At 73.9% G+C, this 26,193-nt stretch carries 22 protein-coding genes; 12 read left to right on the forward strand and 10 right to left on the reverse strand.

Going from position 1 to position 26,193, the window contains the following annotated elements; translation table 11 throughout:
• Positions 1-103: 103 nt before the first annotated feature.
• The 3 genes from ACFWIC_RS04890 to ACFWIC_RS04900 all read left to right on the forward strand — a co-directional run bounded on the left by ACFWIC_RS04890 (position 104) and on the right by ACFWIC_RS04900 (position 3,219).
• On the forward strand, positions 104-1,924 hold the full coding sequence (locus ACFWIC_RS04890; protein ID WP_380515852.1) for an albusnodin/ikarugamycin family macrolactam cyclase: 1,821 nt from the start codon (positions 104-106) through the stop codon (positions 1,922-1,924).
• 391 nt (positions 1,925-2,315) lie between these two features.
• Entirely contained in the window at positions 2,316-2,648 is a 333-nt protein-coding gene (locus ACFWIC_RS04895) for a lasso peptide biosynthesis B2 protein (protein ID WP_329951191.1), read from the forward strand.
• Between the two features lie 4 nt (positions 2,649-2,652).
• Positions 2,653-3,219 (forward strand): GNAT family protein, encoded by a 567-nt coding sequence (locus tag ACFWIC_RS04900; protein ID WP_329951192.1) that lies wholly within the window; start codon positions 2,653-2,655, stop codon positions 3,217-3,219.
• A gap of 195 nt (positions 3,220-3,414) precedes the next feature.
• Here ACFWIC_RS04900 and ACFWIC_RS04905 read toward each other — a convergent pair whose 3' ends face one another.
• From ACFWIC_RS04905 to ACFWIC_RS04915, 3 genes are all read right to left on the reverse strand, one after another.
• Positions 3,415-3,792, reverse strand: a complete 378-nt coding sequence (locus ACFWIC_RS04905) for a hypothetical protein (RefSeq protein WP_380361231.1) — start codon at positions 3,790-3,792, stop codon at positions 3,415-3,417.
• A 293-nt stretch (positions 3,793-4,085) separates the two neighbouring features.
• Entirely contained in the window at positions 4,086-4,880 is a 795-nt protein-coding gene (locus ACFWIC_RS04910; RefSeq protein WP_380515855.1) for a ricin-type beta-trefoil lectin domain protein, read from the reverse strand.
• A 439-nt stretch (positions 4,881-5,319) separates the two neighbouring features.
• Positions 5,320-5,760 carry a MarR family winged helix-turn-helix transcriptional regulator gene (locus ACFWIC_RS04915; protein ID WP_380515858.1) on the reverse strand — a complete coding sequence of 147 codons (441 nt, stop codon included), beginning with the start codon at positions 5,758-5,760 and terminating at the stop codon, positions 5,320-5,322.
• A gap of 88 nt (positions 5,761-5,848) precedes the next feature.
• On the opposite strand from ACFWIC_RS04915, the gene ACFWIC_RS04920 reads away from it, so the two are divergent.
• Entirely contained in the window at positions 5,849-6,262 is a 414-nt protein-coding gene (locus ACFWIC_RS04920) for a nuclear transport factor 2 family protein (RefSeq protein WP_380361233.1), read from the forward strand.
• 93 nt (positions 6,263-6,355) lie between these two features.
• On the opposite strand, the gene ACFWIC_RS04925 is transcribed toward ACFWIC_RS04920, so the two are convergent.
• From ACFWIC_RS04925 to ACFWIC_RS04935, 3 genes are all read right to left on the reverse strand, one after another.
• A complete protein-coding gene (locus tag ACFWIC_RS04925; RefSeq protein ID WP_380515861.1) occupies positions 6,356-7,111 on the reverse strand; it encodes a DUF3152 domain-containing protein in 756 nt (251 codons plus the stop codon).
• Positions 7,112-7,534: 423 nt separating this feature from the next.
• Positions 7,535-10,816 carry an AMP-binding protein gene (locus ACFWIC_RS04930; RefSeq protein ID WP_380515864.1) on the reverse strand — a complete coding sequence of 1,094 codons (3,282 nt, stop codon included), beginning with the start codon at positions 10,814-10,816 and terminating at the stop codon, positions 7,535-7,537.
• Positions 10,797-12,761, reverse strand: coding sequence for a transketolase (locus tag ACFWIC_RS04935; protein WP_380515867.1), 1,965 nt, complete (start codon positions 12,759-12,761; stop codon positions 10,797-10,799). Before ACFWIC_RS04935 ends, ACFWIC_RS04930 begins: the two co-directional genes overlap by 20 nt.
• Before the next feature lie 273 nt (positions 12,762-13,034).
• On the opposite strand from ACFWIC_RS04935, the gene ACFWIC_RS04940 reads away from it, so the two are divergent.
• The 8 genes from ACFWIC_RS04940 (at position 13,035) to ACFWIC_RS04975 (ending at position 21,149) form a co-directional block, all read left to right on the forward strand.
• Positions 13,035-14,138, forward strand: coding sequence for a glutamate--cysteine ligase (locus tag ACFWIC_RS04940; RefSeq protein ID WP_355404904.1), 1,104 nt, complete (start codon positions 13,035-13,037; stop codon positions 14,136-14,138).
• Positions 14,139-14,288: 150 nt separating this feature from the next.
• The gene (locus tag ACFWIC_RS04945) at positions 14,289-15,563 is read left to right on the forward strand and encodes an ABC transporter substrate-binding protein (RefSeq protein WP_380515870.1); all 1,275 of its coding nucleotides are present in this window, start codon (positions 14,289-14,291) and stop codon (positions 15,561-15,563) included.
• The gene (locus ACFWIC_RS04950) at positions 15,560-16,492 is read left to right on the forward strand and encodes a carbohydrate ABC transporter permease (protein ID WP_380515873.1); all 933 of its coding nucleotides are present in this window, start codon (positions 15,560-15,562) and stop codon (positions 16,490-16,492) included. The genes ACFWIC_RS04945 and ACFWIC_RS04950 overlap by 4 nt, the downstream gene beginning before the upstream one ends.
• Positions 16,489-17,322, forward strand: coding sequence for a carbohydrate ABC transporter permease (locus ACFWIC_RS04955; RefSeq protein WP_329881174.1), 834 nt, complete (start codon positions 16,489-16,491; stop codon positions 17,320-17,322). Before ACFWIC_RS04950 ends, ACFWIC_RS04955 begins: the two co-directional genes overlap by 4 nt.
• 9 nt (positions 17,323-17,331) lie before the next feature.
• Entirely contained in the window at positions 17,332-18,540 is a 1,209-nt protein-coding gene (locus ACFWIC_RS04960) for an ABC transporter ATP-binding protein (protein WP_380515876.1), read from the forward strand.
• 90 nt (positions 18,541-18,630) lie between these two features.
• Positions 18,631-18,897 carry a GlsB/YeaQ/YmgE family stress response membrane protein gene (locus ACFWIC_RS04965; protein ID WP_329881178.1) on the forward strand — a complete coding sequence of 89 codons (267 nt, stop codon included), beginning with the start codon at positions 18,631-18,633 and terminating at the stop codon, positions 18,895-18,897.
• A gap of 206 nt (positions 18,898-19,103) precedes the next feature.
• Positions 19,104-19,844 carry a polyprenol monophosphomannose synthase gene (locus tag ACFWIC_RS04970; protein ID WP_329881179.1) on the forward strand — a complete coding sequence of 247 codons (741 nt, stop codon included), beginning with the start codon at positions 19,104-19,106 and terminating at the stop codon, positions 19,842-19,844.
• Between the two features lie 63 nt (positions 19,845-19,907).
• Positions 19,908-21,149, forward strand: a complete 1,242-nt coding sequence (locus tag ACFWIC_RS04975; RefSeq protein WP_329881180.1) for an aromatic acid exporter family protein — start codon at positions 19,908-19,910, stop codon at positions 21,147-21,149.
• Between the two features lie 97 nt (positions 21,150-21,246).
• On the opposite strand, the gene ACFWIC_RS04980 is transcribed toward ACFWIC_RS04975, so the two are convergent.
• The 4 genes from ACFWIC_RS04980 to ACFWIC_RS04995 all read right to left on the reverse strand — a co-directional run bounded on the left by ACFWIC_RS04980 (position 21,247) and on the right by ACFWIC_RS04995 (position 26,151).
• Positions 21,247-21,720 (reverse strand): VOC family protein, encoded by a 474-nt coding sequence (locus ACFWIC_RS04980; RefSeq protein ID WP_329881182.1) that lies wholly within the window; start codon positions 21,718-21,720, stop codon positions 21,247-21,249.
• 146 nt (positions 21,721-21,866) lie between these two features.
• Positions 21,867-23,888 carry a phosphocholine-specific phospholipase C gene (locus ACFWIC_RS04985; RefSeq protein ID WP_380515881.1) on the reverse strand — a complete coding sequence of 674 codons (2,022 nt, stop codon included), beginning with the start codon at positions 23,886-23,888 and terminating at the stop codon, positions 21,867-21,869.
• 14 nt (positions 23,889-23,902) lie between these two features.
• Entirely contained in the window at positions 23,903-25,363 is a 1,461-nt protein-coding gene (locus ACFWIC_RS04990; protein WP_329951822.1) for an endonuclease/exonuclease/phosphatase family protein, read from the reverse strand.
• A gap of 332 nt (positions 25,364-25,695) precedes the next feature.
• Positions 25,696-26,151, reverse strand: coding sequence for an SRPBCC family protein (locus tag ACFWIC_RS04995; RefSeq protein WP_329881185.1), 456 nt, complete (start codon positions 26,149-26,151; stop codon positions 25,696-25,698).
• Positions 26,152-26,193: the final 42 nt, after the last annotated feature.

The following is a 26,193-nucleotide window of genomic DNA, read 5'->3' on the forward strand; positions in this document are numbered from 1 at the left end:
CGCCGCTCCCTGCCCCCCCAAACCCCTGGGGCTCCGGGGGGGGGCGCCGCCCCGGCCCCGCGGCCCCCCACCACCCCCTCATCCGCTCTCCCAAGGAGGAACCGTGCTCTTCGGAGGGTTCAGCACCACATCCGCCTCCCACCCGCTTCCTGTCGGTGCCGAACTGCTCGCGACTGGATCGTCGGTCTGGCGGATCGGTGACCACCCAGCACACGTACTTGCCGCCGCCGGCCACCACAGGGTGCTCGTGCTCGGCCATTGCGGGGCCCGCGAGTTCGAGCTGTCCCGGTTGAACTGCACCCCTCCACCCGCCAATGTGGCGTGGCGTTGGCCCGGCGCCTACGTCGTAGTGGAGGAAGGCACGACCAACGTCGTCGTGCACACGGACCCTGCAGCCGCCCGCCCGGTCTACGCGGCTCGATGGAACGAGGGCTGGGCCTGGTCCACGTCCGCGCGGTTCCTGGCTTCCCTGAACGAGGCCTCGATCGACGTCGAACGGCTGGCGTGCGCGGTGTTCCTGCCGTCGGTGCCTGCCTTGGTAGGCAACCGGTCCTTCTTCGACGGGGTCCGGCAGTTGCCGCCCGGCTCTCGGATCGAGCTGCCTGCCGACGGCTCCGGCCCCCGCTTCACCACCCGCTGGCGGCCGGACCCGGTGCCCGACATGCTGCCCGGCATTCGGCTCAAGGACGCCTTGGAACGCGCGGTCACGCTGCGGGTCGTCTCGGACCCGGCGCTGTCGTGCGATCTGTCCGGTGGCCTGGACTCCACCAGCATCACGGTCCTCGCCGCCACCGCCCAGCCTTCCGACCGACGTTTGAATGCGGTCACCGTCCACCCGGACGGCGACCTCGGCGGTGCCGACCTCCACCATGCCCGCCTGGCGGCGGCGCGCCACACACACCGCGTCGCGCACTGCCTGCTGCCGCTGACCGACCGGCATCTGCCCTACACCGCCATCACCGAGGTTCCGGCAACCGACGAACCGGCACCCTCGACCCTCACGCACGCCCGTCTTACCGGCCAGCTGGATTGGATGCACGCGAAGTTGGGCACCCGTACCCACCTGACCGGCGACGGCGGCGACAGCGTCCTGTTCCAACCCCCAATCCGCCTGGCCGACCTGATCCGCCGAGGCCGAGGCCGTCGAGCAGTCACCGAGGCGTTCGGCTGGGCCCGGCTTCGGCACAGCCCCGTCGGCCCGCTGCTGTGGGACGCCGCCCTCACCGCTCGCACCAGCCGCCGAGAGGCACTGACCGCCCTCGCCGACATGGTCGGAACGCCCGACCGCGACGACCATGGCCGAGCCACTTGGTTCTCACTGCTGCCGTTCCCTTCGTGGGCCACTCCGCGCGCCGCCGGACTCCTCACCCGGGCTGCCCGACGAATCGCCGCCCAGGCCGACCCGTTGGCCGGTCTGGACTTCTCGGTGCGGGTTCTGGTGGACGAGATCCGCGAGGTCGCTCGTACGGCCGCCTCCGATGCCCAGCTCGCCGCCGTCTGCGGCGTCGACCTGCACAACCCGTTCCTCGATCCGACCGTGGTGGACGCGGTGCTGACCGCACCACTCCTCCGACGCCCACCGCTGTACGCCTACAAGCCCACCCTGGCCAGCGCCATGGCCCACCTGCTGCCGTCCGAGACGGCGAAACGCACCACCAAGGGCAGCTTCGACGCCGATCACTACACCGGGATGCGTGTCAACCTCCCCGCCCTGTCCGCCCTGGCCGACGGCAACCTCGCCGCCCTCGGTCTCGTCCACCCCGCCCTGTTCCGCCGCCATCTGGCCCAGGCGTCCGCCGGCCTTCCCATGCCGCTCGCCACCCTCGAACAGGCCCTCACCGTCGAAGCGTGGCTGACGGCCCACCATCGCGACCCGGTCGCCGCCTGGACCCACGCCATCATCAGGAAGGATTCCCGTGGCTGATCCGCCTGCCTTCGCCGCCCCACCCCACCACGTCCGCCCCACCGACTTCGGACACGTCCTGGTCCTCGTCGACTACCGCACCGGCCGCGTCCAATGCCTGCTGCCCCATGCTGCCAGGTGCTTCCGGGAGGCCGCGCGCATCGGCAGCCCTGCCCCGTTGCCCGGCCGACTCGCCAGCCAACTCCTGGCCGCAGGACTCCTCGAACCCACCTCCGCCACCCGGCTGTGGCCGGTGACCCGGGCCGCCGCCACGCGGGCAAGCTGGGGAAGCGTCGAGCACCCCGCTGGAGCCACCCGCCCAGGTCCCGTCCGGCTCCGAGCGCTACTGGGCGGCGCAGGCGCGCTGGCGACAGTGGCTGCAGTCAAAGCCGCCGGGGACCCCCGGACCGCGATGCTCCGCATCATCCGCGCCGTTCACCAGGCCGCGTCAAGCTGTCTCCTAGCGGCTACCCCCGAACAGGCGAAGGCAGCCGTACTCGCAGTCCGTGCCGCCGGATGGCATTCCCCGGCCCGCACGGCCTGTTTGGAGGAGTCCGTCGCAACCGTGCTGCTGCTGGCCACCCGGCGGCTCGCCGTCACCTGGTGCCACGGTGTCGCCGCCGACCCTGTACGGCTGCACGCATGGGTGCAAACTGAGGACGGCGCACCGGTCGCCGAACCGTCCTCCACCGGTGCCTACACGCCGGTCCTCACCCTCGGAGCACGCCATCACCGCCAGCCATGACCCGATCGTCTGGGTCCGCGACGACACCTGCGGGCTCGGCCCCTACCGGGCCGACCTCGTCGAGACCTACTGGGGCTGGGAGCAGGACCCCGCCCTCCTCGTCGGCTATGGCCGTCAGCAGCCCGAATCGCTGGAGGCCCGCGTCGAAGGCATCGCCCATCAACTTCGCGGCGACAACGTCCGCTTCACGATCTACCACCTCGCCGACGACGTCCCCGTCCCGGCTGGTGTCGCCACCCTGTTGCCCGATCCGTCCGTCCGCACCGCCGAGTACGTGGTGATGCTCGCTCCCGAGGCCCGTGGGAGAGGGCTGGGCACCGCGGCGACCCGCCTCGTCCTCGACTACGCGTTCCTCATCACCAACCTGCGGATGGTCTGGCTGAAGGTCCTCGCCCCGAACAAGCCCGCGATCCGTGCTTACGAGAAGGCCGGCTTCCGTACAGCGGGAACACTGCGGGAGGCCGGGTACTGGCTGGGGCAGGTCTGCGACGAAGTGATCATGGACGCCCTCGCCGCCGAGTTCGTCGGCCCCTCCGCGATCACTCCGCTCCTGACCGGTCAGAAGACTTGAGCGCCGAGGAGGCTGGCCACGTCGGCCCACGAGCCGTCTGCACGGCGGGGTGCTCGGACCGCTCCGGTACGGGAGCGGGGTGGCAACCGGGAAGGGGCATGGCCGCCGCCCCTCCCCCAGTGACCGCTCTCCTCTCTTCTCCGTCCCCCAGGCGCAGGGGAACCCCCGGCGCCTGAGGGACGGCTCCGACGTCCCTCAGAAGTCGCCGAAGGCGGCTGCGAGATCCGCGTCGTGCATGCCGGGGAAGGCGTAGCCGTCCTGCTCGTCCCACGGGACGTCGAGGTCGTCCATGTGCACGCGCCATTCCGCTCCGGGCAGCGCGCGGCGCAACTCGGTGACGGCGCCCAGCACGTGGACCATCACCGGCAGCATCCGCCCCGGGTCGCCCGGCAGCTTCGTGGACCCGGCCAGGATCTCGTCCGGCCCGGTGCCGTCGTCGTCCAGGGAGAGGCCCTCCTCGTCCTGGTAGGGGAACGACGACGTGTGCGCGGCGACGATGCGCTCGACGGTGGCGGTCTCGGCATCCGTCCGCGGCATCGCCCGGTCGGCCGAGTAGTAGAGAGAGACACTCATGGACCGACCGTACCGAGGGGGTACGACAACACCGCCGGGCAGCACGGCGGCTGCGGCCGGCAGGCGCCGCCCGGCGGGAAGGTCGGCCAACCCCTGAAGATCGCCTTCAAAGGTCGGGTCCGGAGCAGGACTGAGCCGATGGTGACGGCGGCCTGGTAGGACTCGCGGGTCCTGTCGGAGCGGGTGGCCAGGCCACGCCATTGCTTCAACCGGCCGAAGCGGCGTTCGACGACGTCGCGGAGCCGGTGGATCCGTCGGTCGAAACCAGGCGGCCGGCCCCCTCGGCACACCCGTCAGGAGGGCAGGACCCAGCGCTGGCCGGCGCCGCCCGCGCAGTCCCGGAGCACCAGCTGGTTGCCGTTGGTCGGGTCGGCGCCCGGGACGGTCAGGCACCGGTTGGACTGCGGGTTGACGATCTGGCCGTCCGGCAGCGGGTACCACTGCTGGGCGGCGGTGCCGTTACAGAGGAGGAGTTGCACCTTGGTGCCGTTGGCCGTACCGCCGCCGACCGCATCCATGCACTTACCCAGCGCCTTGACGGTTCCGCCGACGGGCAGCCGCCAGATCTGGCCGGCCGCGCCGGTGCAGTCGCTGATCTGCACCTTCGTCCCGTCCTCGGGACTGCCGTTCCGGAGTTCCATGCACTTGCCCGCGAGTCCGGTGATCGGGCCCGGCGGGAGGACCGGACCGGCCTCCTCCGGCGGCAGGCGGTAGCCGAGGAGGATCCGCACGTCGACGAAGTGCCCCGGACTGCAGTCCACGGAGGTGGCGGTGTTGCCGACGATCACCGAGCTGTTGACGTAGAAGTCGTAGACTCGACCGCTGAGGGTCCACGCGCAGTGGGCCTGGAGCGTCCAGGTCTGGAGCGGGTCGATTCCGGTGCACTCCCCGAACTGCCTCGGTTCGCCGATGACGGCATAGGTGCGACAGCCGGCGGGCGCGGAGGCCGGGGAGGCCGCGGGGGCCTCCGGCGCAGCGGCGGCCGCTGCGGGCACTCCGGGATCGGAGGCGAGGGCGGCCGAGGGCGCGGCGAGGGCGGCGGCCACCGCCAGGAGGAGGGCCGCGAGCAGGGTCGGGGCACGACGCATCGGAGGATCCCTTCCGGGCCGCGGGAACTTCCAACTCAACACCTTGTCGGTCGAGTTGACTGATCGACAGATTCCCCGGGCCGCTGGCCAGCCTTAGGGATCGACCGCCCGGCGTCAACGTGTCCTCTCGAGATTCTTCCCCGGGGTCAACGCCGAACGGCCCTGCCCGTTCGCGCCCGGGCCGGTCGGTCGACCTGGCGGCGCGGAACGCCGGCCGGGACGGGAACGGCCAGGGTGACCGGGACGCCGCCGGGAGTGGCGGACGTGTCGAGATCGGCGAAGCCGACGGCCGGGCCGGAGCCTTGTCCGCCGTCGTCGGCGACCGGAACGCACACTTCGAGCAGGGTCTGGGCTGCGACGAGGTGGGCCTGCTCGCCGGGGGTCAGCTGTGCGGGGTGGTCCCGGAGGGCGAGAACGGCCGGCTGTTCGACGACGGACCTCAGGGCCGTTGGTGGTGGGCGAGCAGGCGGGTGAGCAGGCCGGTCAGGGTCTGCCTGTCCTCGGCCGAGAGTGGTTCCAGGAGGTCGTCCTGCACCGCGTCCAGCGCCCGGTCCAGGCGTCGCAGGTGCCGGCGGCCCGCCGGGGTGAGGTGCACCCTGTTGCGTCTCCGGTCGTCCGGGTCCGGCGTCCGCTCGACGCAGCCCCGTTCGGCCAGTTCGTTGATCGCCGCCACGACGTCACTGCGGTCCATGTTGCACCGGCGGCCGAGTTCGGCCTGGCTGGACACCCCGAACTCGTCCAGGGCGGCCAGGATCCGGTAGTGGTACCCGCGCGCGCCCACCCCGCCGAAGCCTTCGGACGCCAACCGGTGGGCGTGCACGGCCACCTGGGTGAGCAGCCAGCTCGGCTTCGCCGTCAGGTGTGCGGGGGTCTCTTCCACGCCGGCCACCCTACATTGTTGGCGCGGCCAATCGATCTCTGTACAGTTGGCGGCGCCAATGTTGGACACGCCAACAAAAGGGGATGCCATGTCCACGAACGCGCCGATCGCCGACCGCATCGAGATCGCCGACCTGTTCAGCCGCTTCGCACGCCTGCTCGACGAGAAGCGGTGGGAGGAGGCGGACACCGTCTTCACCGCCGACGTGACGGGGCACTCCCCGCGCTCGGGCGAGATACACGGCCTCGACCGGCTCGTCGGATTCATGCGGCAGGCCGAGGTCGAGGGGGAACACACCCAGCACGTGACCACGGACCTGCTGGTGGACGTCGACGGCGACCGGGCGGCCGCCACGGCGAACTCGCTCGTCTACTTCTACCGCAGCGGCCGGCCGCCCCATCTGTCGAGCGGCCTGCGGCTGGCCTGCACCGCCGCGCGGACGCCGGCGGGCTGGCGACTCCGCGAGGTGCGGACCGCCGTCGCCTGGACGCACGAGAGGTGATCCCCCTCCGACGCGAGGCCCCCTCCGACGCGGGTCGGCGGGGGCCGGGGTCGCGGCGCGGGGAGACGGCCGCGGCGGCACGGAGCCGCCCCGCTACGGCGCCGGGGTGGCGGCCGGGAGGAGGGGGCCGGTGAGGAGGGTGCCGGTCTCGGAGAAGGGCCAGCCGTTGGGCACGCAGCCGTGCAGGCCCTTGATCTGCTGCATCATCACCGGCGCCGGCTGGCCGGGCCCGGGGCAGTCGACGTGGCCGAGGCCGAGGACGTGGCCGACCTCGTGGTTGACGGCGAGCGCGTGGTACAGCTCGGGCTGCCCGGCGTAGAACTCGGTGAGCTCCCGCCAGCGCGTCACGTTGATGACGACCTGGTGGCCCACGCCGCAGTTCACCCAGCCGCCGGTGTCCAGCCCGTACTGGCCGCATATCCGGTCGGTGGTCTCCGGGGTCGCCAGGTAGACGGTGAAGTCGACCGGGTCGGCGTCCATCCGCTGGAAGGACCGGGTGCCGTCCGCGGCCCAGCCGCGCCGGACGTCGCCGAGGACGGCGTCGACCTCGGCGGCGAACCGGCCGGGGCTCTCCTTCAGCCCGTTCTCGGCCCGCACCTTGTAGCGGTAGAGCTGCCCGCCCGTGCCGAAGCGGTTCGAGCCGCCGGTGGCCGTGGTGAACGCCGACGACAACGGCTTCTCCCGGTCGGCGGCGGGCTTCCACGGATGCCACCAGAGCAGGCCGGCCGCCAGCGCGGCGGTCACCGCCAGGGCGAGCGCGCCCGTGCGGGCCTTCCGGAGGCGGGTGCGGCCGTCCGCACCGTCCGACGGCGAGTCCCCGTCGCGCCGGAGTCCGGCGAGGCCCCTCATCGGCCGCTCCCCGCGACGGGGTGACGGGGCGACGGCCGGGCGGACGACCCGCGGACGGGCCGAACGGGCCCGGCAGACGGTGCCGGTGGGGATGCAGGGGGGACGGTGCCGAGCGGTCGACGGCGGGCCGGGGCCTGGGTGAGCATGGTGGCGCGAGACTCCTGTTCCGTGGATCGCACGGATGTACGGTCCCGTAGAGGCTAACCGGCCGAAGTGGACCACCCGTCCGGCCTGCCCGCCGGAACCGACGGCGGTGAACCCTCCGGGAACGCCCCCGCCGGCCCCCGCTGTCCAGGGCACCGGCTCCGGAACGCCCGCACCCCGGCCCCCGACGGGCACCGCACCGCGGCCCGGACGGGCACCGGCTCCGGGCCCCGACGGACAGCCCGCCACAGCCCCCTCGGGCAGCGCCCCGGAGACGGCCTAGACCCCGGCGGCCTCCACCAGGCGGGCCTCCAGCGCGACGGCCAACGCCTCCACGGCCTCCGGAGCGAAGGCGTGCTCGTTGTAGCGGAGCCAGCAGACCAGGCTGCCGTCGGGCTGCTCGGTGGCCGCCAGCTCCGGCACGTGGCGGTCGCCCCCCGGCATCGGGTAGGGGACGGTCGCGCTGCGCGGGACCTCCCAGGCGTCACAGGCCAGGCCCGGCAGCTGCGCCGGGGCGCTCCAGCTCTCGTAGCGGAGCCAGGCCGCGAACGGCGCCTGCGGGCTGAACTCGGCGAACGGGTACAGCTGGTGGTCCAGCGCCGCCGTCGAGGTGTCCCGGACGCGGGCGAGCAGTTCGGCGAAGCCGGGCGCGCCCGAGGCGTCGATCCGGAGCAGCAGCGACTGGACGAAGCAGCCGATCGCCCGCTCCGCCTCCGGCCTGGTCCGGCCCGGCACCGGGGTCATCAGCACCAGGTCGGTCTGACCGCTGCGCTCGGCGAGCAGGCCCAGCCAGACCGCCGCGAGCGCCTGGAAGGGCGTCGCGCCCGCCTCCGTCGCCCGCGCACGCAGCGCCTCGGCGCGCACCGCCGGGACGGCGAAGCGGTGCGCGGCGCTCAGCACCGTCTCGGTGTCCGCACGGCCGGGGAAGGGGTGCACCGCCTCCGGCGCCCCGGCCAGCGTCCGGGCGAAGTGGGCCCGGGACGCCGCCCAGTGGGCGTTGGACCAGGCGACCAGCTCGGCGTACTCCGGCCCGGGCCGGAGCGCGGGGGCCGGGCGGCCCCGCCGCAACGCCGAGTACAGGACGCCCAGTTCGCGCAGCAGCACACCGACCGACCAGCCGTCCGCGACGATGTGGTGCACGGCCAGCAGCACGGCGTGGTCGTCCTCGCCCCGGCTGACGACGGCGAGGCAGGCCATCGGCCCCTCGCCGATGTCGGTGAGCCGGTCGCGGACGGCGACCAGCCGGGCCGAGACCTCGTCGTCACTCTCGCCCGGGGCGTCGACGAGGACGACGTCCACCTCCGGCTGCTCGTCGACCACCGCGCGCCGCACCCCCGGCTGCGCGGCGTCCGGCACCGGCACGAAGCGCGTGCGCAGCGCCGGGTGACGGCGTACGGCCTCGCGCAGCGCCTCGGCCAGCAGGTCGGTGCGCAGCGCCTCGGTGACCCGGAACATCACGGCGACGGAGCCCACGTTGCGGCCCTCGGCCTCGGCCGTCCAGCGCAGGAAGTTCTCCTGCTGCGAGGTGAGCGGTACGTCGTGCGGCTGGGCGCGCAGCTCCCGGAGGTAGGCGGAGACCTCGGCCACGGCGGCCGGGGCCCGGTCGTCCACGGCCGCCGGGGCGTCGTCGAGCCAGGCCGCCTGGGCGCGGAGCGAGGGCCGTTCGAAGACGAGGGCGGTGCTCGCGGCGACGCCGAACTCGGCGGTGATCGCGGCGGCCAGCTGGACGGCGCGGAAGGAGTCCCCGCCGAGGGCGAAGAACTCGTCCTCCACGGCACGGACCTGACGGCCCAGCACCTTCCGCCACAGGGCGGCCAGGGCGGTCTCCCGGTCGGTGGCCGGCGGGGTGCCGGGGGCGGCCGGGTCGTCGGCGGCCGGTTCCTCGAAGCGGGCCCGCAGTTCGTGCTTGACCACCTTGCCGCTGGGGTTGCGCGGCAGCCGGTCGGTGACCAGGATTCGGACCGGCAGTTCGGCGCGGCCGAGCCGGGCACTCAGGAAAAGCCGGAGCTCGTCGAGGTCCAGGCCGCCGGCGGCGGGCACGACGGCGGCGACCGGCACGGCGCCCATCACGGCGTGCGGGACGCCCAGCGCCGCCGCGTCGGCGACCTGCGGGTGGGCGTGCAGCACGTCCTCGATCCGCAGCGTGGAGACCTTCAGCGCACCGGACTTGATGATGTCGCTCTCGCGGTCCACCAGGTACAGGTAGCCGTCGGCGTCCAGCCGGCCGAGGTCGCCCATCCGCACCCAGCCGTCCCGGAAGACCGCGTCGGACGCCGCGCGCCCGGCCACGTACCCGCGCGGCGGGCCGGGCTGGCGCAGCCAGACCTCGCCGACGGTGCCGGGCCCCACCGGGCGTCCGTCAGCGTCGAGCAGCCGCAGGTCGGCCGGGTTGGCGGGGCGGCCGACCGAGCCGGGTCGGCGGGCGTCCACGACGGCGGATATCTGGGCCGGCGAGGCCTCGGCGGAGGTGTAGGTGTTGACGACGGTGGCGCCGGGCAGCGCCTCGCGGAGTGCGACGGCGACCGGGGCCGGGAGCGCGGCGGCGGAGGAGCTGACCAGCAGGACGCTGCTCAGGTCACGCCGTGCGGCGACGCCCGAGTTGAGCAGTTCGACCGCCATGGACGGCACCAGGAAGACGGTGCCCGCCCGGTACTCCTCGACGGTCCGGCCGAACTCCTCGGCGTCGAACCGCGGCAGGCAGATCGTCGCGGGCGCGGCGACGAGCGCGTTGACCAGGACGACCTGGGCCGCGTTGGTGCCGATCGGGAAGGCCTGGACGGCGTGCGCCGAGTGCGCGTACGGGCGCGGGCGCGGGTCGAGCCGCTGGCCGGCGGTGAGGCTGGCGTGGGCGGCGTGGACGCCCTTGGGCGCCCCGGTGGTTCCGGAGGTGCCGATCACCTGGGCGAGGTCCTCCGGGTCCGGCCGGTGCGGCGGCTCGTCGGGGCCGTCGGCCGCCTCCAGCGCCGCGAGCCGCAGGCAGGGGACGCCGGCCGCTTCCGCCCGGGGGTCGTCCGCCGTGCCGGCCACCGCCCGGCGCACCTCGCTCGCCGCCGCCAGCCGCGCGGTGTCGTCCGGTCCGAGGTCCTCGCGGACCACCACGCCCGCCGCACCGGCGTAGTGCACGGCGAGGAACGCCACCGCGTACTCGTCCCACGCGCTGTTGGGGAACAGCAGCAGGACCCGCTCCCCCGGCCGGACGCCCGCCCGGGCGAGCCCGTGGGCGGCGCGGACCGCCCGCTCCCGCCACCCGCGGTAGTCGAGCGCCGGGCGGCCGGGGGCCAGCAGCGCGGTGCGGTCCGGGTGCCTGGCGGCCCGGTCGTCCAGCAGATCGGTGAACGTGAGCGGGGTGCTGACGGTGGATCGGGTGTTGATGACGACTCCCGGAAAGGGCCAGGACAGGGGGACGGCGGCCGATCGGCCGGACGCGCTGGTCCAGACCGTATCGGCACGACCGTCCCGCCCGCCAGGGTCGTCCGGGCGGCGGACGCACGGCCGGTCCGGATGGGGCCGGCGGCCTGACCGGCCGCCGGCTGCCGGCCGGTCAGGCCGTCTGCCTCGCACCGGTCACGTCGAGGGCCGCCGAGGTGATGGCGTCGGCGTCGATGCCGGCTTCGGCGAGGAGTTCGGCGGAGGTGCCCGAGCCGGGCAGGGTGCGGACCGCCAGGTGGGCGACGGCCGGGCCGTGCCGTTCGCCGGCGAGCGCGGTGAGCACCGCCTCGCCGAGGCCGCCCTCGGGGTGGTGGTCCTCGACGACGACCAGGGCCCCGGTCTGCTGGGCGGCGCGCCGTACGGCGGCGGCGTCCAGCGGTTTGACCGAGTAGAGGTCGATCACCCGGGTCGCGACGCCGAGTTCGGCGAGCCGGTCGGCGGCCTTCAGGCACTCGTGGACGGTGACACCGGCGCCGAGCAGGGTCACCCGGTCCCCTTCCCCGCCGCCCCGCAGGTTCTTGGATCCGCCGACGGGAAAGGTCTCACCCTCGGGATAGAGGACGGGGTGGGCGCCCCTGGTGGCGCGCAGGTAGGAGATCCCGTCCAGGTCGGCCATGGTGGCGGTGAGAGCGGCGGTGCAGGTCGCGTCGGCGGGGTACAGCACCGTGGAGCCCCGGACGGCCCGCATCATCGCGAGGTCCTCCAGCCCCATCTGGGAGGGGCCGTCGGGGCCGATCTCCACCCCGCAGTGGGTCCCGCACAGCGCCAGGTCCACCCGGGAGACGGCCGCCATCCGGACGAAGTCGTGGGCCCGGGTGAGGAACGCGGCGAAGGTGGTGGCGTAGGGCCGGTAGCCGCGGACGGCCATCCCGACGGCGGTGGCCACCATCTGCTGTTCGGCGATGTACGACTGGAAGAACCGGTCCGGGTGGGCCTCGGCGAAGTCCTCGGTGGTGGTGGAGTTGCCGACCTCGGCGTCCAGGACCACCACCTCCGGGCGGGCGTCGCCGAGCGCGACCAGGGTCCGGCCGTACGCCGCCCGGGTGGCCACCTCGTCGCCGACCTCGAAGACCGGCAGCTCCACCGGGCGGCCGGTGCCGACCGGGGCGGGCGTCGCGCCCGGGGCCGGTGTCCGAGCCTGAGCCGGAATCGGGACCGGGGCGGGTGCCTGAGCCGGAGTCGGGGCCGGTGCGGCGGGCGGCCTCGGGCCGCGGACCCGCAGGTGGCGGACCCCGCCCAGTTCCTCGACCGCCCGCGCGGCCATGTCCTCGGGGAAGGGCTTGCCGTGCCACCCCTCGGCGTCCTCCACCTCGGCGAAGCCCCGGCCCTTCACCGTGCCGGCGACCACCACGGTCGGCTGCAGGCCGTCGGCGGCGGTCCGCAGCGCCTCGTCCACGGCGGCCGGGTCGTGGCCGTCGACGACCAGGGCGCGGCACCCGAACGCCTCGATCCGCCGGGCGTAGGCGTCCACGTCCCGGCCCAGTGCGGTGGGGCCCGACTGGCCGAGGCGGTTGACGTCGACGATCACGGTGAGGTTGGCGAGCCGGTGGTGCCCTGCCGCGTCCAGGGCCTCCCAGACCGACCCCTCGGCCATCTCGCCGTCCCCGCACAGCACCCAGACGTGGTACGGCCGGTGTTCGAGGTCCCGGCCGGCCAGCGCGATCCCCACCCCGTAGCCGATCCCCTGGCCGAGCGAGCCGGTGGCCACGTCCACCCAGGGCAGCACCGGCGTCGGGTGGCCCTGCAAGCGGGCCCCGGCGCGCCGGTAGGTGGTCAGGAGTTCGTCCTCCGAGATCGCTCCGGCGGCCCGGAGCATCGCGTACAGCAGGGGCGAGGCGTGCCCCTTGGAGAGGACGAAGTGGTCGTTCCCCGGGTTCGCCGGGTCCTCCCAGTCGTAGCGCAGGTGGCGGGCGGCCAGCACGGCCACCAGGTCGGCGGCGGACAGGGCCGAGGTGGGGTGCCCGGAGCCGGCGGCGGTGCCGGCCCGGACCGCGTCCACCCGGAGCTGCTGGGCGAGTTCGCCGAGGTCGGCCAGGTCGGAGCCGGGGCCGAGCGGGGACGCCTGGGTCGCGTGCATGCGGGAGCTCCTTCGGTCGTTCGGGACGGGACGGGACGGCAGGGGACCGGCCCCGCCGGGACGGCCCTCGCGGCCGGCGGCGAAGTCCTCCGGGAACCGGGCGCCGGCCTCTCGCCTAACCGCTCCCGGCAGCACCAAACGGCTGCCGTCCGGCGGATCCGGGGGCGGACCCACCCCGCCTGCCGGGCGTCCGGCCTCCCGCCGGCCTCCCGCCAGCCCGGGACGCCGCCCGTCCGCGGCGTGGGAACGGCCTGCCGGGGTAGCCGGGAGGCCATGCTGACACTCGGAGTCGAGGAAGAGTACCTACTGATCGACCCGCGGGACGCGACACCCGTCCCCCGCGCCGCCGAGGTCCTGGCCGCCGCCGACCTGGCGCCCGCGCTGCGGCCGGACGAGGCCCAGCACGAGCTGCTCCAGGTGCAGGTGGAGACGGCCACACCGGTCTGCGAGGACCTCGCGGCGGTCTCCCGCCACCTGGTCCGCATCCGCGCCGGACTGAGCGCCGCGGCCGCGCGGAACGGCTGCCGCGTCGTGCCCGTCGGGGCTGCCCCGTTCGGCCATGACGGGCCCGTCCCGGTCACCGACGGTGACCGCTACCGGCGGGCCCGCCGCCAGGCGCCCTCCCTGGTGGACGACCTCATGCTCAACGGCATGCACGTCCACGTCGGCGTCCCCGACCCGGAGGAGCGGCTCGGCGCCCTCGTCCGGCTGCGCCCCTGGCTGCCGGTCGTGGTCGCGATGGCCGCCAACTCGCCGTACTGGCGCGACCGCGACACCCACTTCGCCAGCTGGCGCACGGTCCAGTTCGACCAGTGGGCGGTCAGCGGCCCGCCGCCGCTCTTCCGCGACGCGGCCGACCACCGACGCCGGGTGGACGCGCTGCTCACCGCCGGGGCGATCACCGACGAGGGCCAGGTGTACTGGCACGCCCGCCTCTCCGCCCGCTACCCCACCGTCGAGGTGCGGGCGGCCGACGTCCAGCTGACGGTGGCGGACGCCGAGCTCTTCGCCGGCCTGATCCGCGCCCTGGTGACCTCGGCGGTCCTGGACGAGCGGGCCGGGCGCCCGCGTCCGGAGACGCCCGACGAGCTGGTGCGCGCCGCCACCTGGCACGCCGCCCACGCCGGCCTGCACGGCGCCCTGATCTCCCCGCTGGACGGCGTCGCCCGCCCCACCGCCGCCGTGATCGAGGAGCTGTGGGCCCGGATCGCCCCCGGTCTCGACGCCGCCGGCGACACCGACCGGGTGTCCGACCTGTGGCAGGCGTTCCGGCAGAACGGGAACGGCGCCGACCGCCAGCGCCGCTGGTACCGCGAGGCGGGCCGGACCGGCCTGGCCGAACACCTCGTCGGCTCCACCCTCGTCCCGGCGCCCTGACCGCGGCGTGAGGCCCGGCCCGACGACCGCGCCGGGCCGGGCCTTAGGCCGCGCGGGCGGTCCCCGGGTGTGTCCCGTCGCCGGCTCCGGGCCCCTCCGGCCCGACCGCCTAGCGTGGCCACCCGCAGGCCGCCGACGGGAGGGACCACGATGACCGGAGTCCGCGACCGCACCGCGCTCGTCCTGGTCCTGCTGCTCACCTGGGCGCTCGCCGCCTGCGGCAGCGGCGCCGGGAACGGATCCGGGAACGGCCCGGTCACCCTCGACTGGTACAACTTCCCCGACGACTCGGGCGCGCTCCAGCAGGCCGCCGACTCCTGCGGCAGCGCCTCCGGCGGCCGCTACACGATCCGCTACAACAAGCTGCCGCGCACCGCCGACGGCCAGCGCCAGCAGCTGGTCCGCCGGCTCGCCGCGCACGACAGCGGCGTCGACATCATGGGGCTGGACGTCACCTGGACCGCCGAGTTCGCCGAGGCCGGCTGGGCCCGCGAGTGGACCGGCCCGCTGCGGGAGCGGGCGAGCGAGGACACCCTGGCCGCCGCCCTGCGCACCGCCACCTGGAAGGAACGGCTCTACGCCGTCCCGTACAACTCCAACACCCAACTGCTCTGGTACCGCGACGACCTGGTCCCCAGCGCACCGCGCACCTGGGCCGAACTGCTCGACCGGGCCCGGCAACTGGCCGCCGAGGGCAAGCCCCACTTCGTCGAGACCCAGGGCGCCCAGTACGAGGGTCTGACGGTCTGGTTCAACACCCTGGTCACCAGCGCCGGCGGGTCGATCCTCACCCCGGACGCGTCCGCGCCGTCGCTGGGCGAGCCGGCCGTCGCCGCCGCGCAGGTCATCCGCGACCTGGCCCGCTCCCCCGCCGCCGACCCCTCCCTCGCCAACCAGATGGAGGACCAGAACCGGCTGGCGACGGAGTCCGGGACCGCCGCCTTCGAGCTCAACTACCCCTTCGTCTACCCGTCGATGAAGGCCAACGAGCCCGAACTGTTCCCGCACTTCCGCTGGGCGCCCTACCCCGCCGTCGTCCCGGGACGGCCCGCCACCGTCACCATCGGCGGCATCGACCTGGCCGTCGGCGCCTACTCCCGCCACCCCGACCTGGCCCAGGAGGCCACCCTCTGCCTGCGCAACCGCGACAACCAGCTGGCCAACGCGCTCAAGGGCGGTCTGCCGCCCTCCCTGCGCAGCCTGTACACCGCCGCCGAGCTCACCGACAGCTACCCGTTCGCCGCCGACGTCCTGGCGGCCCTGGACACCGCCTCGGTACGGCCGCAGACGCCCGCGTACCAGAACGTCTCGATCGCCGTCGCGCACGCCCTCTCGCCGCCCTCGGCGGTCGACCCGGAACGCACCGTCGCGGCGCTCTCCGGCCAGATCAGGGACGCGCTCGGCTCGAAGGGGCTGATCCCATGACCGCCGCCACCGCCCGCCCGCCCCGCCCGGACGCACCGCCGGGCCGGAGGTCGGCCGGCTCCCGGGAGGAGCGCCGGCTCGGCTGGCTGCTGTGCGCCCCCGCCGTGCTGGTGATGACCCTCGTGACGGCCTACCCGGTCGGCTACGCCGTGTACCTCTCGCTCCAGCGCTACGACCTGCGCTTCCCGGACCGGGCCTCGTTCGTCGGGCTCGCCAACTACGGGGCCGTGCTCTCCTCCCCGTACTGGTGGCAGGCCCTGGGGGTGACGGTGCTGATCACCGCCGTCTCGGTCACCGTCGAGCTGGTGCTCGGCCTGGCCCTGGCGCTGGTGATGCACCGGGCGGTGGTCGGCCGGGGCCTGGTGCGCACGGCGGTGCTGGTGCCGTACGGCATCGTGACGGTGGTCGCCGCCTACTCCTGGCAGTACGCCTGGACGCCGGGCACCGGCTACCTGGCGGCGCTGCTCCCGGAGGGCAGCGCCCCGCTCACCGAGCACTGGCCGGCGATCGGGCTGATCATCCTGGCCGAGGTGTGGAAGACCACCCCGTTCATGGCGCTCCTGCTGCTGGCCGGGCTGGCGCTGGTGCCCACCGAGACCGTCCGGGCCGCGATGGTCGACGGCGCCGGCTTCGGGCAACGGCTGCGGCTGGTCGTCCTGCCGCTGATGAAGCCCGCCGTCCTGGTGGCCCTGCTGTTCCGCACCCTGGACGCGTTCCGGATCTTCGACAACATCTACGTGCTGACCGGCGGTGCCAACGACACCGGCTCGGTGTCGATCCTCGGCTACGACAACCTCTTCACCGCGCTCAACCTGGGGATCGGCTCGGCGATCTCGGTGCTGATCTTCCTCTGCGTGGCGGCGATCGCCCTGGTCTTCGTCAAGGTCTTCGGCGCCGCCGCGCCGGGCGGCGCGACGGAGCGCCGGTGACCGCCCGCCAGGCCCGTGCCCGGACCGGCTGGGGCGTGGTCAACCTGGTGGTGGTGCTGTACGCGCTGTTCCCGGTCTGGTGGATCGCCGCACTGTCGTTCAAGGACCCGGGCACCCTGTCCGACGGCGACTTCGTCCCGCGCAGCTGGACGCTGGAGAACTACCGCGGCATCTTCCGCACCTCGGAGTTCACCCGGGCCCTCGTCAACTCGATCGGCATCGCGGTGATCGCCACCACGCTCGCCCTCGTGCTCGCCACCATGGCGGCCTACGCGGTGGCCCGGCTGCGCTTCCCCGGGAAGCGGCTGCTGATCGGGATGTCCCTGCTGATCGCGATGTTCCCGCCGATCTCCCTGGTCTCGCCGCTCTTCGAGATCGAGCGCGTGCTCGGCCTCTTCGACACCTGGCTCGGGCTGATCATCCCCTACATGACCTTCTCGCTGCCGCTGGCGATCTACACCCTGTCGGCCTTCTTCCGGGAGATCCCGTGGGACCTGGAGAAGGCCGCCAAGGTGGACGGCGCGACACCCGCCCAGGCGTTCCGCCTGGTCATCGCCCCGCTGGCCGCGCCCGGGGTGTTCACCACCGGCATCCTGGTCTTCATCTTCTGCTGGAACGACTTCCTCTTCGCGATCTCGCTGACCTCCACCGACGCGGCCCGGACCGTCCCGGCCGCGATCGCCTTCTTCACCGGCAGTTCCCAGTTCCAGCAGCCGACCGGCTCGATCGCCGCCGCGGCCGTGGTGATCACGGTGCCGATCGTGCTCTTCGTCCTGTTCTTCCAGCGCCGCATCGTGGCCGGCCTCACCGCCGGCGCAGTGAAGGGGTGACCAGAACCCATGGCCGAGATCGTCCTCGACGGCATCACCAAGCGCTACCCGGACGGCTCGGTCGCCGTCCACGACGTCGACCTGACCGTGGCGGACGGTGAGTTCGTCATCCTGGTCGGCCCCTCGGGCTGCGGGAAGTCCACCACCCTCAACATGATCGCCGGCCTGGAGGACATCACCGGGGGCACCCTGCGGATCGGCGGGCAGGTGGTCAACGACCGCGCGCCCAAGGACCGCGACATCGCGATGGTGTTCCAGAGCTACGCGCTCTACCCGCACATGACCGTCCGCCAGAACATGGGCTTCGCGCTGCGGCTCGCCAGGACCGACAAGGCCGTCGTCGCCGCCAAGGTCGAGGAGGCCGCCCGGATCCTCGACCTCACCGAACACCTCGACCGCCGGCCCGCCCTCCTCTCCGGCGGGCAGCGCCAGCGCGTCGCCATGGGACGGGCGATCGTCCGCGACCCCAAGGCGTTCCTCATGGACGAACCGCTCTCCAACCTGGACGCCAAGCTGCGGGTGCAGATGCGCACCCAGATCTCCCGGCTCCAGCGCCGCCTCGGCACCACCACCGTCTACGTCACCCACGACCAGGTCGAGGCTATGACGCTCGGCGACCGAGTGGTGGTGCTCCGCGCGGGCGTCGTCCAGCAGGTCGGCGCGCCCCAGCTGCTCTACGACGGGCCGGCCAACCTGTTCGTCGCCGGCTTCATCGGCTCGCCCGGGATGAACCTGCTGCACGGACGGCTGGAGGAGGGCGTGCTGCGCACCGCGCTCGGCGACCTGCCGGTGGGCGACCGGCTGCGCCGGGGCCTCACGGCCGCCGACGCGCCGCGCGAGGTGGTGGTCGGCATCCGCCCGGAGCACTTCGAGGACGCCGCACTGCTGGAGCACCCGGTCGGCGGAGCGACCGTCACGGTCGGGGTCGAGGTCGTGGAGTCGGTGGGCTCGGACGTGTTCGTGCACTTCACCGTCGAGGGTGATCCGGTCGTCGGGGGCGGTCTGGAGGAGCTCGGCGCGCAGCAGCGGGAGGCCGGTGCCGGGGCGCCCGGGCGGGAGGTCGTGGCGCGGATCGGCACCGCCACCCGGGCGGCCGAAGGGGCCCCGCTGGAGCTGTGGATCGACACCGAACGGCTCCACGTCTTCGACCCGGCGACCGGAGCCGCGCTGAGCGGGGGCGGCGGCGGTGCGGGCCCGGCGGGCGGGACGGCGGGCTGACGGGATCGAGGGGCGTGACCACGCGGTCGAGGTGCCGGTCCGGGCCGTTCGGGCGATCATGGGGAAACGCGCCTCGAAAGGTGGAATGCGATGTTCCAGCTCCTGTGGATTCTGCTCATCGGCTTCGTGCTGGGGGTGCTGGCCAAACTGATCCTCCGCGGACCGCAGTCGATCCCGTGGTGGCTCACCATGCTGCTCGGCGCGGCCGGCGCCTGGCTGGGCAATGCGATGGCCGGCTGGATCGGCGTCCGCCACACCTCCGGCATCGACTGGATCCGGCACCTCTTGCAGATCGGCTTCGCCGTCGCGCTGGTCGCGATCGTCGCCCCCGCCTGGAGCTCCCGCCGGTCCCGCTAGGCCGGTGACGGTGCGCCGGCCGGTCCGTCCGCGGTACCCGCGCGGACTCCGGCCGGCCCTCGGGACGTGCCCGCCCGACCGGGGGCCGGACCACCGGGACAGCCTACGAACCGCCGCGGATAGACTCGCACGGCCGTAGTACCGGACATCCGTCCGAACCGGTGCCACTGCGCGGCACCGGCCGGAGAGCACGCGAGGGACAGAACATGGTCGAGGCCTCCCCGAAGGTCGTTGTGGTCGTACCCACCTACAACGAACGGGAGAACCTTCCGGTCCTCGCCGGACTGCTCGCCGACCTCGACCTGCCCGACCTCCACCTCCTGGTCGTCGACGACAACTCGCCCGACGGCACCGGCAAGATCGCGGACGAGCTCGCCGCCGGATCCGACGGCCGCGTCCGGGTGCTGCACCGCACCGAGAAGGACGGCCTCGGCCGGGCCTACGTCGCGGGCATGACCCTGGCCCTGGAGCAGGGCGCGGACGTGGTGGTCCAGATGGACGCCGACCTGTCCCACCCGGCGGCCGTCCTCCCGACCATGGTGGAGACCCTGCTGGCCGACGACACGGCCGTGGTGCTCGGCTCCCGGTACGTGCCGGGCGGCTCGACCGCCGCGGAGTGGCCGTGGCACCGCAAGGCGCTCTCCAGCTGGGCCAACTTCTACGTGAACACCATCCTCGGACTGGGCGTGCGGGACGCCACCGCCGGCTTCAAGGCCTGGCGGGCGGAGACCCTGCGGGCGATCGACCTGTCCTCGGTGAACAGCAACGGGTACTCGTTCCAGGTCGAGCTGAACTACCGGGTGGTGCAGCGCGGACTCACCGTCAAGGAGGTGCCGATCCGCTTCGAGGAGCGGGTCAAGGGCGCGTCCAAGATGAGCCTCTCCGTGCAGGTCGAGTCCGCCCTCGCGCCGTGGAAGCTGCTGCGGGACCGGCGCCCCCGCCCCTGAGGGCGCGGGGCGGTCGGACGACCCGGGGTGGTGTGAACCGGCGCTTCGGGGAAGAAGGTCCGCATGTCCCTGCTACCGGACTCCGTCGCCGCCGCGGTCCGCCGCGGCACGCGCGAGCCCTTCGTCGTCCAGACCGTCCGCGCGACCGTCGCCGCCACCCTCTCCTACGTGGTGGCGACCTGGCTGAGCAGCGAGCCCGCCCCGCTGACCGCGCCGCTCACGGCGCTGCTGGTCGTCCAGGTCACCGTCTACTCGACGCTGACGACCAGCATCCGCCGGGTCAACTCGGTGGTGGTCGGGGTGCTGATCGCGATCGGCTTCAGCTCGGTGGTCGGGCTCTCCTGGTGGAGCCTGGGGCTGGTCATCCTCGCCTCGCTGGTCGTCGGGCGGTTCGTCCGGGTGGACGAGTTCGTCCAGGAGGTCGCGATCAGCGCGATGCTGATCCTGGGCGTCACCAAACTCGCCTCCCAGGCCTGGGACCGGGTCCTGGAGACCCTGATCGGCGCGGTCGTCGGACTGCTGTTCAACCTGCTGTTCGCGCCACCGGTGTGGGTCGACACGGCGGGCGAGTCGATCGAGGACCTCGCCCGCCGGGCCCGGCAGCTGCTGCTCGACCTGGCCGAGCAGCTCGACCGCCCCACCCCCGTCGCCCACGCCGCCGAACGGCTGCACGAGGCGCGCCGGCTCGACCAGGCGATCGCCGACGTCGACGCCGCGCTCCGGCAGGCCGAGGACAGCCTGCGGCTCAACCCCCGGATCAGCGAGGGGCTGCTCTCCCGGCTGGTGCTGCGGACCGGCCTGGACACCCTGGAGATCTGCGTGGTGGTGATCCGGGTCCTCGCCCGGTCGCTCACCGACCTCGCCAAGCGGCGCCCGCCCGGCGAGCCGCTGGTCGCCCCGGACGTCGCGGTGGCGCTGGAGGAGCTGCTCGCGCACATCGGCGGCGCGCTGGTGAGCTTCGCCGTCCTGGTCACCACCCAGGTCAGCCGGAACGCCGAGGAGGCCGAGCAGCGGCTGACCGCCGAGCTGACGGCCGCCTGGGCGAGCCGGGAGAACGTGGCCCGGCTGCTGCTCGACCGGGTCCGCGAGCATCCGGAGGCCTGGCAGCTGCACGGCGCACTGCTGGCCGAGGTGGACCGGATCCTCGACGAACTGGACCTGGAGCACCGCAGCCGGCGGCTGATGGAGGAACTGGACCGGGCCTCGGTGGCGAACCGGGAGCGGTTCTCCCGGCTCGCCTGGCTGCGCCGGCTGGTCCGGGGCGAGCGCCTGCGGTCCGGCCGGCTGCGGCGGAAGCGGAGCTGACGGACGGGAGGACGGGAGGGCGGGAGGACGGGCCGTCAGGGAGGTCCGTCCGGGGAAGGGGAGTTCAGGGGCGGGCAGGGGCGGGTGTGCGCCGGGGTCAGCCGCGGGCGGCGTCGAGCAGCTGCTGGATGTCGATCTTCTTCATCTGCAGCATCGCCGCGAAGACCCGGTCGGCCTTGGCCCGGTCCGGGTCGTTGACCAGGTCGAGCAGCACGCGCGGGGTGACCTGCCAGTTGAAGCCCCAGCGGTCCTTGAGCCAGCCGCACTGGCTCTCCTGGCCGCCGCCCTCCTGGAGCGCCTCCCAGAGCCGGTCGACCTCCGCCTGGTCGTCGCACTCGATCTGGAGCGAGACCGCCTCGGTGAACGGGAACAACGGGCCGCCGTTGAGGGCGACGAACGGCCGGCCGCCGAGTTCGAAGCTGACGGTCAGGACCCGGCCGGGGACGCCGGGGCCCGGCTCACCGTAGTGGGTGACCCCCGTGATCCGGGAGTCGGGGAGGATCGAGGTGTAGAAGCGGACGGCTTCCTCGGCGGCGTCGTCGTACCAGAGGCACGGAGTGATGTTCTGCATGGAGCCGACGGTAGCGGCGGGCCCCCGGCCGGGCTGCGGTGCCACGGCCGGGGGTCACCGGTTCGGCGCCCCGGTCGGGCGTCCCCGGGCCGGAGCCCCGGGGGCCGGTGGCCACCTGCCGTGGTCACCGGCCGCCCGTCAGGTGCTCAGTGCACCCATCCCGCGTACCGCTGGGTGAACCGCAGTCCGGTGGCCGCGGTGACCACCACGTCGTAGCGGCCCTCCTTGTCCAGCGGCCAGGCGAGGTTCGTCTGCTTGCCCGGCTTGACCCGGACGGTCTGCGCGGTGCCGGCGAAGTCGTTCGGCACGGCGGTGAAGCAGACGTCCGTCATGCCGTCGTTGACCAGTTGCAGGGTGAGCCGCCGGGAGCCGGAGAGGTCGGCGGTGACGATCGGCACGCCGACGTCGTTCTGTCCGTCGGGGTGGACCGGCCCGTTCGCCCCGTTCACGCCGGCGGGGCCGTTCACACCGTCCCGGACCACGGTGCCGGCGAAGCGGCGGACGAAGCCGTCGGGGCCGTGGACGGTGAAGTCGTAGCGGCCGTTGGTCGACGCGGCCTCCCACAGGTACGTCGCGGAGGCGCCCGGCGCCACGGTGAACGGCGTGCCGGCGAACGGGTGGACGATGTTCGGGTAGACGGTGTACGGGAACGCGACGGAACCGTCGTTGGTCATGGTGCAGGTGACCCGGCCGGTCCGCCGGTCGACCTCCACGTCGGCCCAGGGCTGGTACGGCAGGTGGCGGTGCGGCCGGTCGCCGCGCTCCTGGACGGGCATCGACTGGGCACCGGCGGCGGGGAGCTGGACGCCCGGAAGCTTGGTACCCGCGTCGGCCCGGGCCATCAGGGCCGTGGTGTCCGGGAGTTGCGGTATCGAGTGGTTCGGCGCGGCGAAGTCGAAGCAACTGGTGAGGTCGCCGCAGACGGCCCGGCGCCAGGCGGAGATGTTGGGTTCGGCGACCCCGGTGACCTGCTCCATGAAGCGCAGGACGGACGTGTGGTCGAAGACCTGGGAGTTGACCCAGCCGCCGCGCGACCAGGGCGAGGCGACCCAGAGCGGGACACGGTTGCCGAGGCCGATGGCGCGGCCCTGGGTGAACTCCTCCGGGGTGCCGGGCTCGGGGGTGGGCGGGACCATGTGGTCGAAGTAGCCGTCGTTCTCGTCGTACATGACGAGGAAGACGGTGTGCTTCCACACCTCCGGGTTGGACATCAGCGACTGCAGCGCCTGGTTCACCCAGTGCGCGCCGTACGCCGGACCGGCCTCGGGGTGCTCGGAGAACAGGTAGGGCGCGACCAGCCAGGAGACGGTCGGCAGGGAGCCGTCCTTGCAGTGGGCGTCGAACGCGGCCGGGTCGAACTTGGTCATCGCATTGACGTACCGCGGGTCGTCCTTCGGGAAGGCGTGGAACTGCCGGAAGTACGAAAGTGCGTTGTCGTCGTAATCGCCGGTGCGGTCGTCCTTGCTGGGGTTGTGGTAGACGCGCCACGTCACGCCGGCCTGTTCCAGCCGCTCCGCGTACGTGGTCCAGTCGGCGACGGGGTTGTCGGTGACCGGCGTGTTGTCGATCCAGGGGCCGGTGGTGCCGTCGCGGCCCGGGCCGGCGGTGCCGGTCCACAGGTAGAGGCGGTTGGGGTCGGTCGGACCGGCGAGCGAGGTGAAGTAGGCGTCGCAGAGGGTGAACGCGTCGGCCAGCGCGTACTGGTAGGGGATGTCCTCGCGCGAGAAGTAGCCCATGGTGCGCTCGCCCTTGGCGGCGATCCACTTGTTCATCGCGCCGTTGTTGATCGCCTGGTGGCCGGTGGCCCAGTCGTGCGGCAGACCGCCGGCGTTCTGCGCGTTGTACTTGGAGGTGTCCATCCGGTACGGCAGCATCGCACCGCCGTCGCTGCGGCGCGGGTCGGGCTGGCGGAACACGTCGGCGCCGTCCGGGAACTGCAGCGCCTGCTTGTCGCCGAAGCCGCGCACGCCGTTCAGGGTCCCGAAGTAGTGGTCGAAGCTGCGGTTCTCCTGCATCAGCACGACGACGTGACGGACGTCCTTGATGGTGCCGGTGAGGCGCCCCGGCGCGGGCGCCGCCGTGGCGGAGGTGGTGGGCAGGCCGGTGAGGGCGGCGGCGCCGGCGGCGGCGGTGGCGCCGACGAAGGTACGGCGGGAGAGCTCGGACATCGCGGACTGGCCTCTCAGAGCTGGAAGGTGGCGACGGCAGCGGCGGCGTCGGAGGGCCACTGGTTGGCCGCGAGCGCGGCCGGGTCGGTACCGGTGGCGGGCCAGTCGGCGACCAGGGTGTGCGCCTCGACCAGCTTCAGCGGGCCCCGGTGGAGGACGTAGTCGATCCGGTCCTGCGGCTCGGCCTTCCCGGCGGCGCGCTGCCTGCGGGTCGGCGACCAGGTGACCCCCGCCGCCTTGGCCGGGTCGCGGTACTCCTCCCGGAAGGTGTCGGTCAGGCCGGCGGCCTGGAGCGCCGTGGTGACCGGCCAGGCGACCGGGCCCGCTCCCCCGTGCGCGGCGGCGGTGGCGGCCGTCCAGTCCAGGTGGGAGGGCGAGGCGAGCGCCCCGGCGAGCACCACCGGGACACCGGCGGCGGCGTCGGCCGCGAGCGCGGCGGCCAGTGCCTTCGCCTGCCGCAGGCGGAGCGAGCCGTTCTCGGCGGCGACGACCTGGGCGGCGGTCCGCCCGTCCTGGACGGCGTACGGGCCGTAGTCCGACTCGTCGAGGTGCGCGGCCCAGAACCGGACGGTGCGGCCGCCGGGGAGTCGGAGGGTGGCACCGGCGGCGGGGAGGTCCGCGGTGGGCGGGGTGACCGCGGTGAGCGGGTAGCGGCTGAGGATCCCGACGCTGCCGGGGCTCTGGTAGGCGTGCCAGCCGAGCGCGTCGGCCAGCGTCCGGGCGGCGCTGCCGGCGGTCTCCTGGAGGCCGAGCACGTCCAGGCCCTGGGCGAGGACGACGCGCAGCTGCTTCTCCACCGCGTCGGTGAAGGCCGCGCCCGCGTCGGCGAGGTTCCAGGAGGCCGTCTTCAACCGGAGCGGACCTGCCGGGTCGGCCACCGGGACCTGCACGGTGACGGTGTCGGTGGCGCCCGCGCCGTCCTTGACGCCGACGACGAGGAGTTCCGGGTCCCGCGCGGGCCGGCCGGCCGGGGCGGTGCCGGTGACCGCGCCGTCGGCGCCGACGGCGAGCCAGGCGGGGCCGCTGATCTTCCGGAACGCCGCGCTGCCGGGCGGGTTCCCGGCCGGCCGGGACCAGAGGCCGCCGAGCCGGACGCTGACGGCGGCGCCGGGCGCGACGGGCGTGGCGGTGAGCGCGTCCACCGCGGCGTGCGGGCGGACCACGGCCGGCTTGGGGCGGAAGGTGAACGGCGCGGTCTGCGCGAGGACGCCGTAGCCGTCCTTCGCCAGCAGGTAGGCCGTGTACGGGCCGCCGGTGAGCGCCGAGGTGTCGAGCTGGACGTCACCGGATCCGGCCGGTGTGTACTTCCAGAGCAGCGAACTTCCGGTGCCGGGCCTGCGGTCGCCGTCGTAGATGCCGACCCAGTTCTTGGCGTCGGGTGCGTCGGTGGTCCAGTGGAAGGTGAGGCGGTCGCCTTCGACGGGGAGGGCGGGACTCGGGGGGATGGCGAGGCTCAGGGTGCTGCCGGTGGCCACGGTTGTCCTGTCCGCCGCTCGGGCCGGCCGGCGGGGGGCGTCGGACCTGGCCCGTCCACGGCTGGTGACGGGGGCTGGGGAGGGTCGACCCACTGACAGTTGGCTGTACAACTGTGGGGCCGGGCCCATTCATCCGAAGGCCGGCGACCGGGACGTGAACGATGCGTGACGGAAGGTCGGGCGGTGCGGGAAATCCAGAGCGGGTTCAGGTGGGCGGGTGGGGATTCGGTGCCGGGGGGTGGGGATTCGGTGGTGCCCCCGGGTGCGGCAGACCCCGTACGGGCAGGGCCGGTTGCGGCGGGTCGTCCCGCCCCGGCCCTCCCCCGGCACCCTCAGGAACGCTGGTGGCGGTCGTGCTCCGCCCCGACGTCCCAGCGGGACTCGACGTGCGCCTTGAAGTCGTGGAGGTCGTCGATCACCCGGCGGTCGACGAAGCCGAGCGCCTCCCCCACCCGTTCGATCAGGCCGTGCGGCTCGACCTCCAGTTGCAGCATGACCCTGGTCGCCTGCTCACCCAGGCGGTGGAACGTCACCACCCCGGACTGCCGCACCTCTCCGGCGACGGCCGCCCAGGCCAACCGCTCGTCGGGCACCAGCTCGGTGGTGCGGGCCTCGAACTCGCGGCGCGCGCCCGCCACGTCCACCACCCAGCGCGTGCGCCCCTCACCGAGCCGGTCGATGCCGACCACGCCCCGCATGAACTGCGGGAACTCCTCCAGCCGCGTCCACTGCTCGTAGGCCGCCGCCAGCGGCACGTCGACCTCGACGGACTGCTCGATCCTGGTCATCGCGGAATCCCTCCTCCGACGGGCCGGCGACCGCAGGGCGGT

Source organism: Kitasatospora sp. NPDC127035 (genome assembly GCF_042726075.1).
Taxonomy (GTDB): Bacteria; Actinomycetota; Actinomycetes; order Streptomycetales; family Streptomycetaceae; genus Kitasatospora.

Coding starts and splice junctions, on each gene's coding strand:
- ACFWIC_RS04895 (WP_329951191.1), top strand. CDS start 2,316: ATGCTCCGCATCATCCGCGCCGTTCACCAGGCCGCGTCAAGCTGTCTC.
- ACFWIC_RS04905 (WP_380361231.1), bottom strand. CDS start 3,792: ATGAGTGTCTCTCTCTACTACTCGGCCGACCGGGCGATGCCGCGGACG.
- ACFWIC_RS04910 (WP_380515855.1), bottom strand. CDS start 4,880: ATGCGTCGTGCCCCGACCCTGCTCGCGGCCCTCCTCCTGGCGGTGGCC.
- ACFWIC_RS04920 (WP_380361233.1), top strand. CDS start 5,849: ATGTCCACGAACGCGCCGATCGCCGACCGCATCGAGATCGCCGACCTG.
- ACFWIC_RS04925 (WP_380515861.1), bottom strand. CDS start 7,111: ATGAGGGGCCTCGCCGGACTCCGGCGCGACGGGGACTCGCCGTCGGAC.
- ACFWIC_RS04935 (WP_380515867.1), bottom strand. CDS start 12,761: ATGCACGCGACCCAGGCGTCCCCGCTCGGCCCCGGCTCCGACCTGGCC.
- ACFWIC_RS04940 (WP_355404904.1), top strand. CDS start 13,035: ATGCTGACACTCGGAGTCGAGGAAGAGTACCTACTGATCGACCCGCGG.
- ACFWIC_RS04945 (WP_380515870.1), top strand. CDS start 14,289: ATGACCGGAGTCCGCGACCGCACCGCGCTCGTCCTGGTCCTGCTGCTC.
- ACFWIC_RS04950 (WP_380515873.1), top strand. CDS start 15,560: ATGACCGCCGCCACCGCCCGCCCGCCCCGCCCGGACGCACCGCCGGGC.
- ACFWIC_RS04960 (WP_380515876.1), top strand. CDS start 17,332: ATGGCCGAGATCGTCCTCGACGGCATCACCAAGCGCTACCCGGACGGC.
- ACFWIC_RS04965 (WP_329881178.1), top strand. CDS start 18,631: ATGTTCCAGCTCCTGTGGATTCTGCTCATCGGCTTCGTGCTGGGGGTG.
- ACFWIC_RS04970 (WP_329881179.1), top strand. CDS start 19,104: ATGGTCGAGGCCTCCCCGAAGGTCGTTGTGGTCGTACCCACCTACAAC.
- ACFWIC_RS04975 (WP_329881180.1), top strand. CDS start 19,908: ATGTCCCTGCTACCGGACTCCGTCGCCGCCGCGGTCCGCCGCGGCACG.
- ACFWIC_RS04980 (WP_329881182.1), bottom strand. CDS start 21,720: ATGCAGAACATCACTCCGTGCCTCTGGTACGACGACGCCGCCGAGGAA.
- ACFWIC_RS04985 (WP_380515881.1), bottom strand. CDS start 23,888: ATGTCCGAGCTCTCCCGCCGTACCTTCGTCGGCGCCACCGCCGCCGCC.
- ACFWIC_RS04995 (WP_329881185.1), bottom strand. CDS start 26,151: ATGACCAGGATCGAGCAGTCCGTCGAGGTCGACGTGCCGCTGGCGGCG.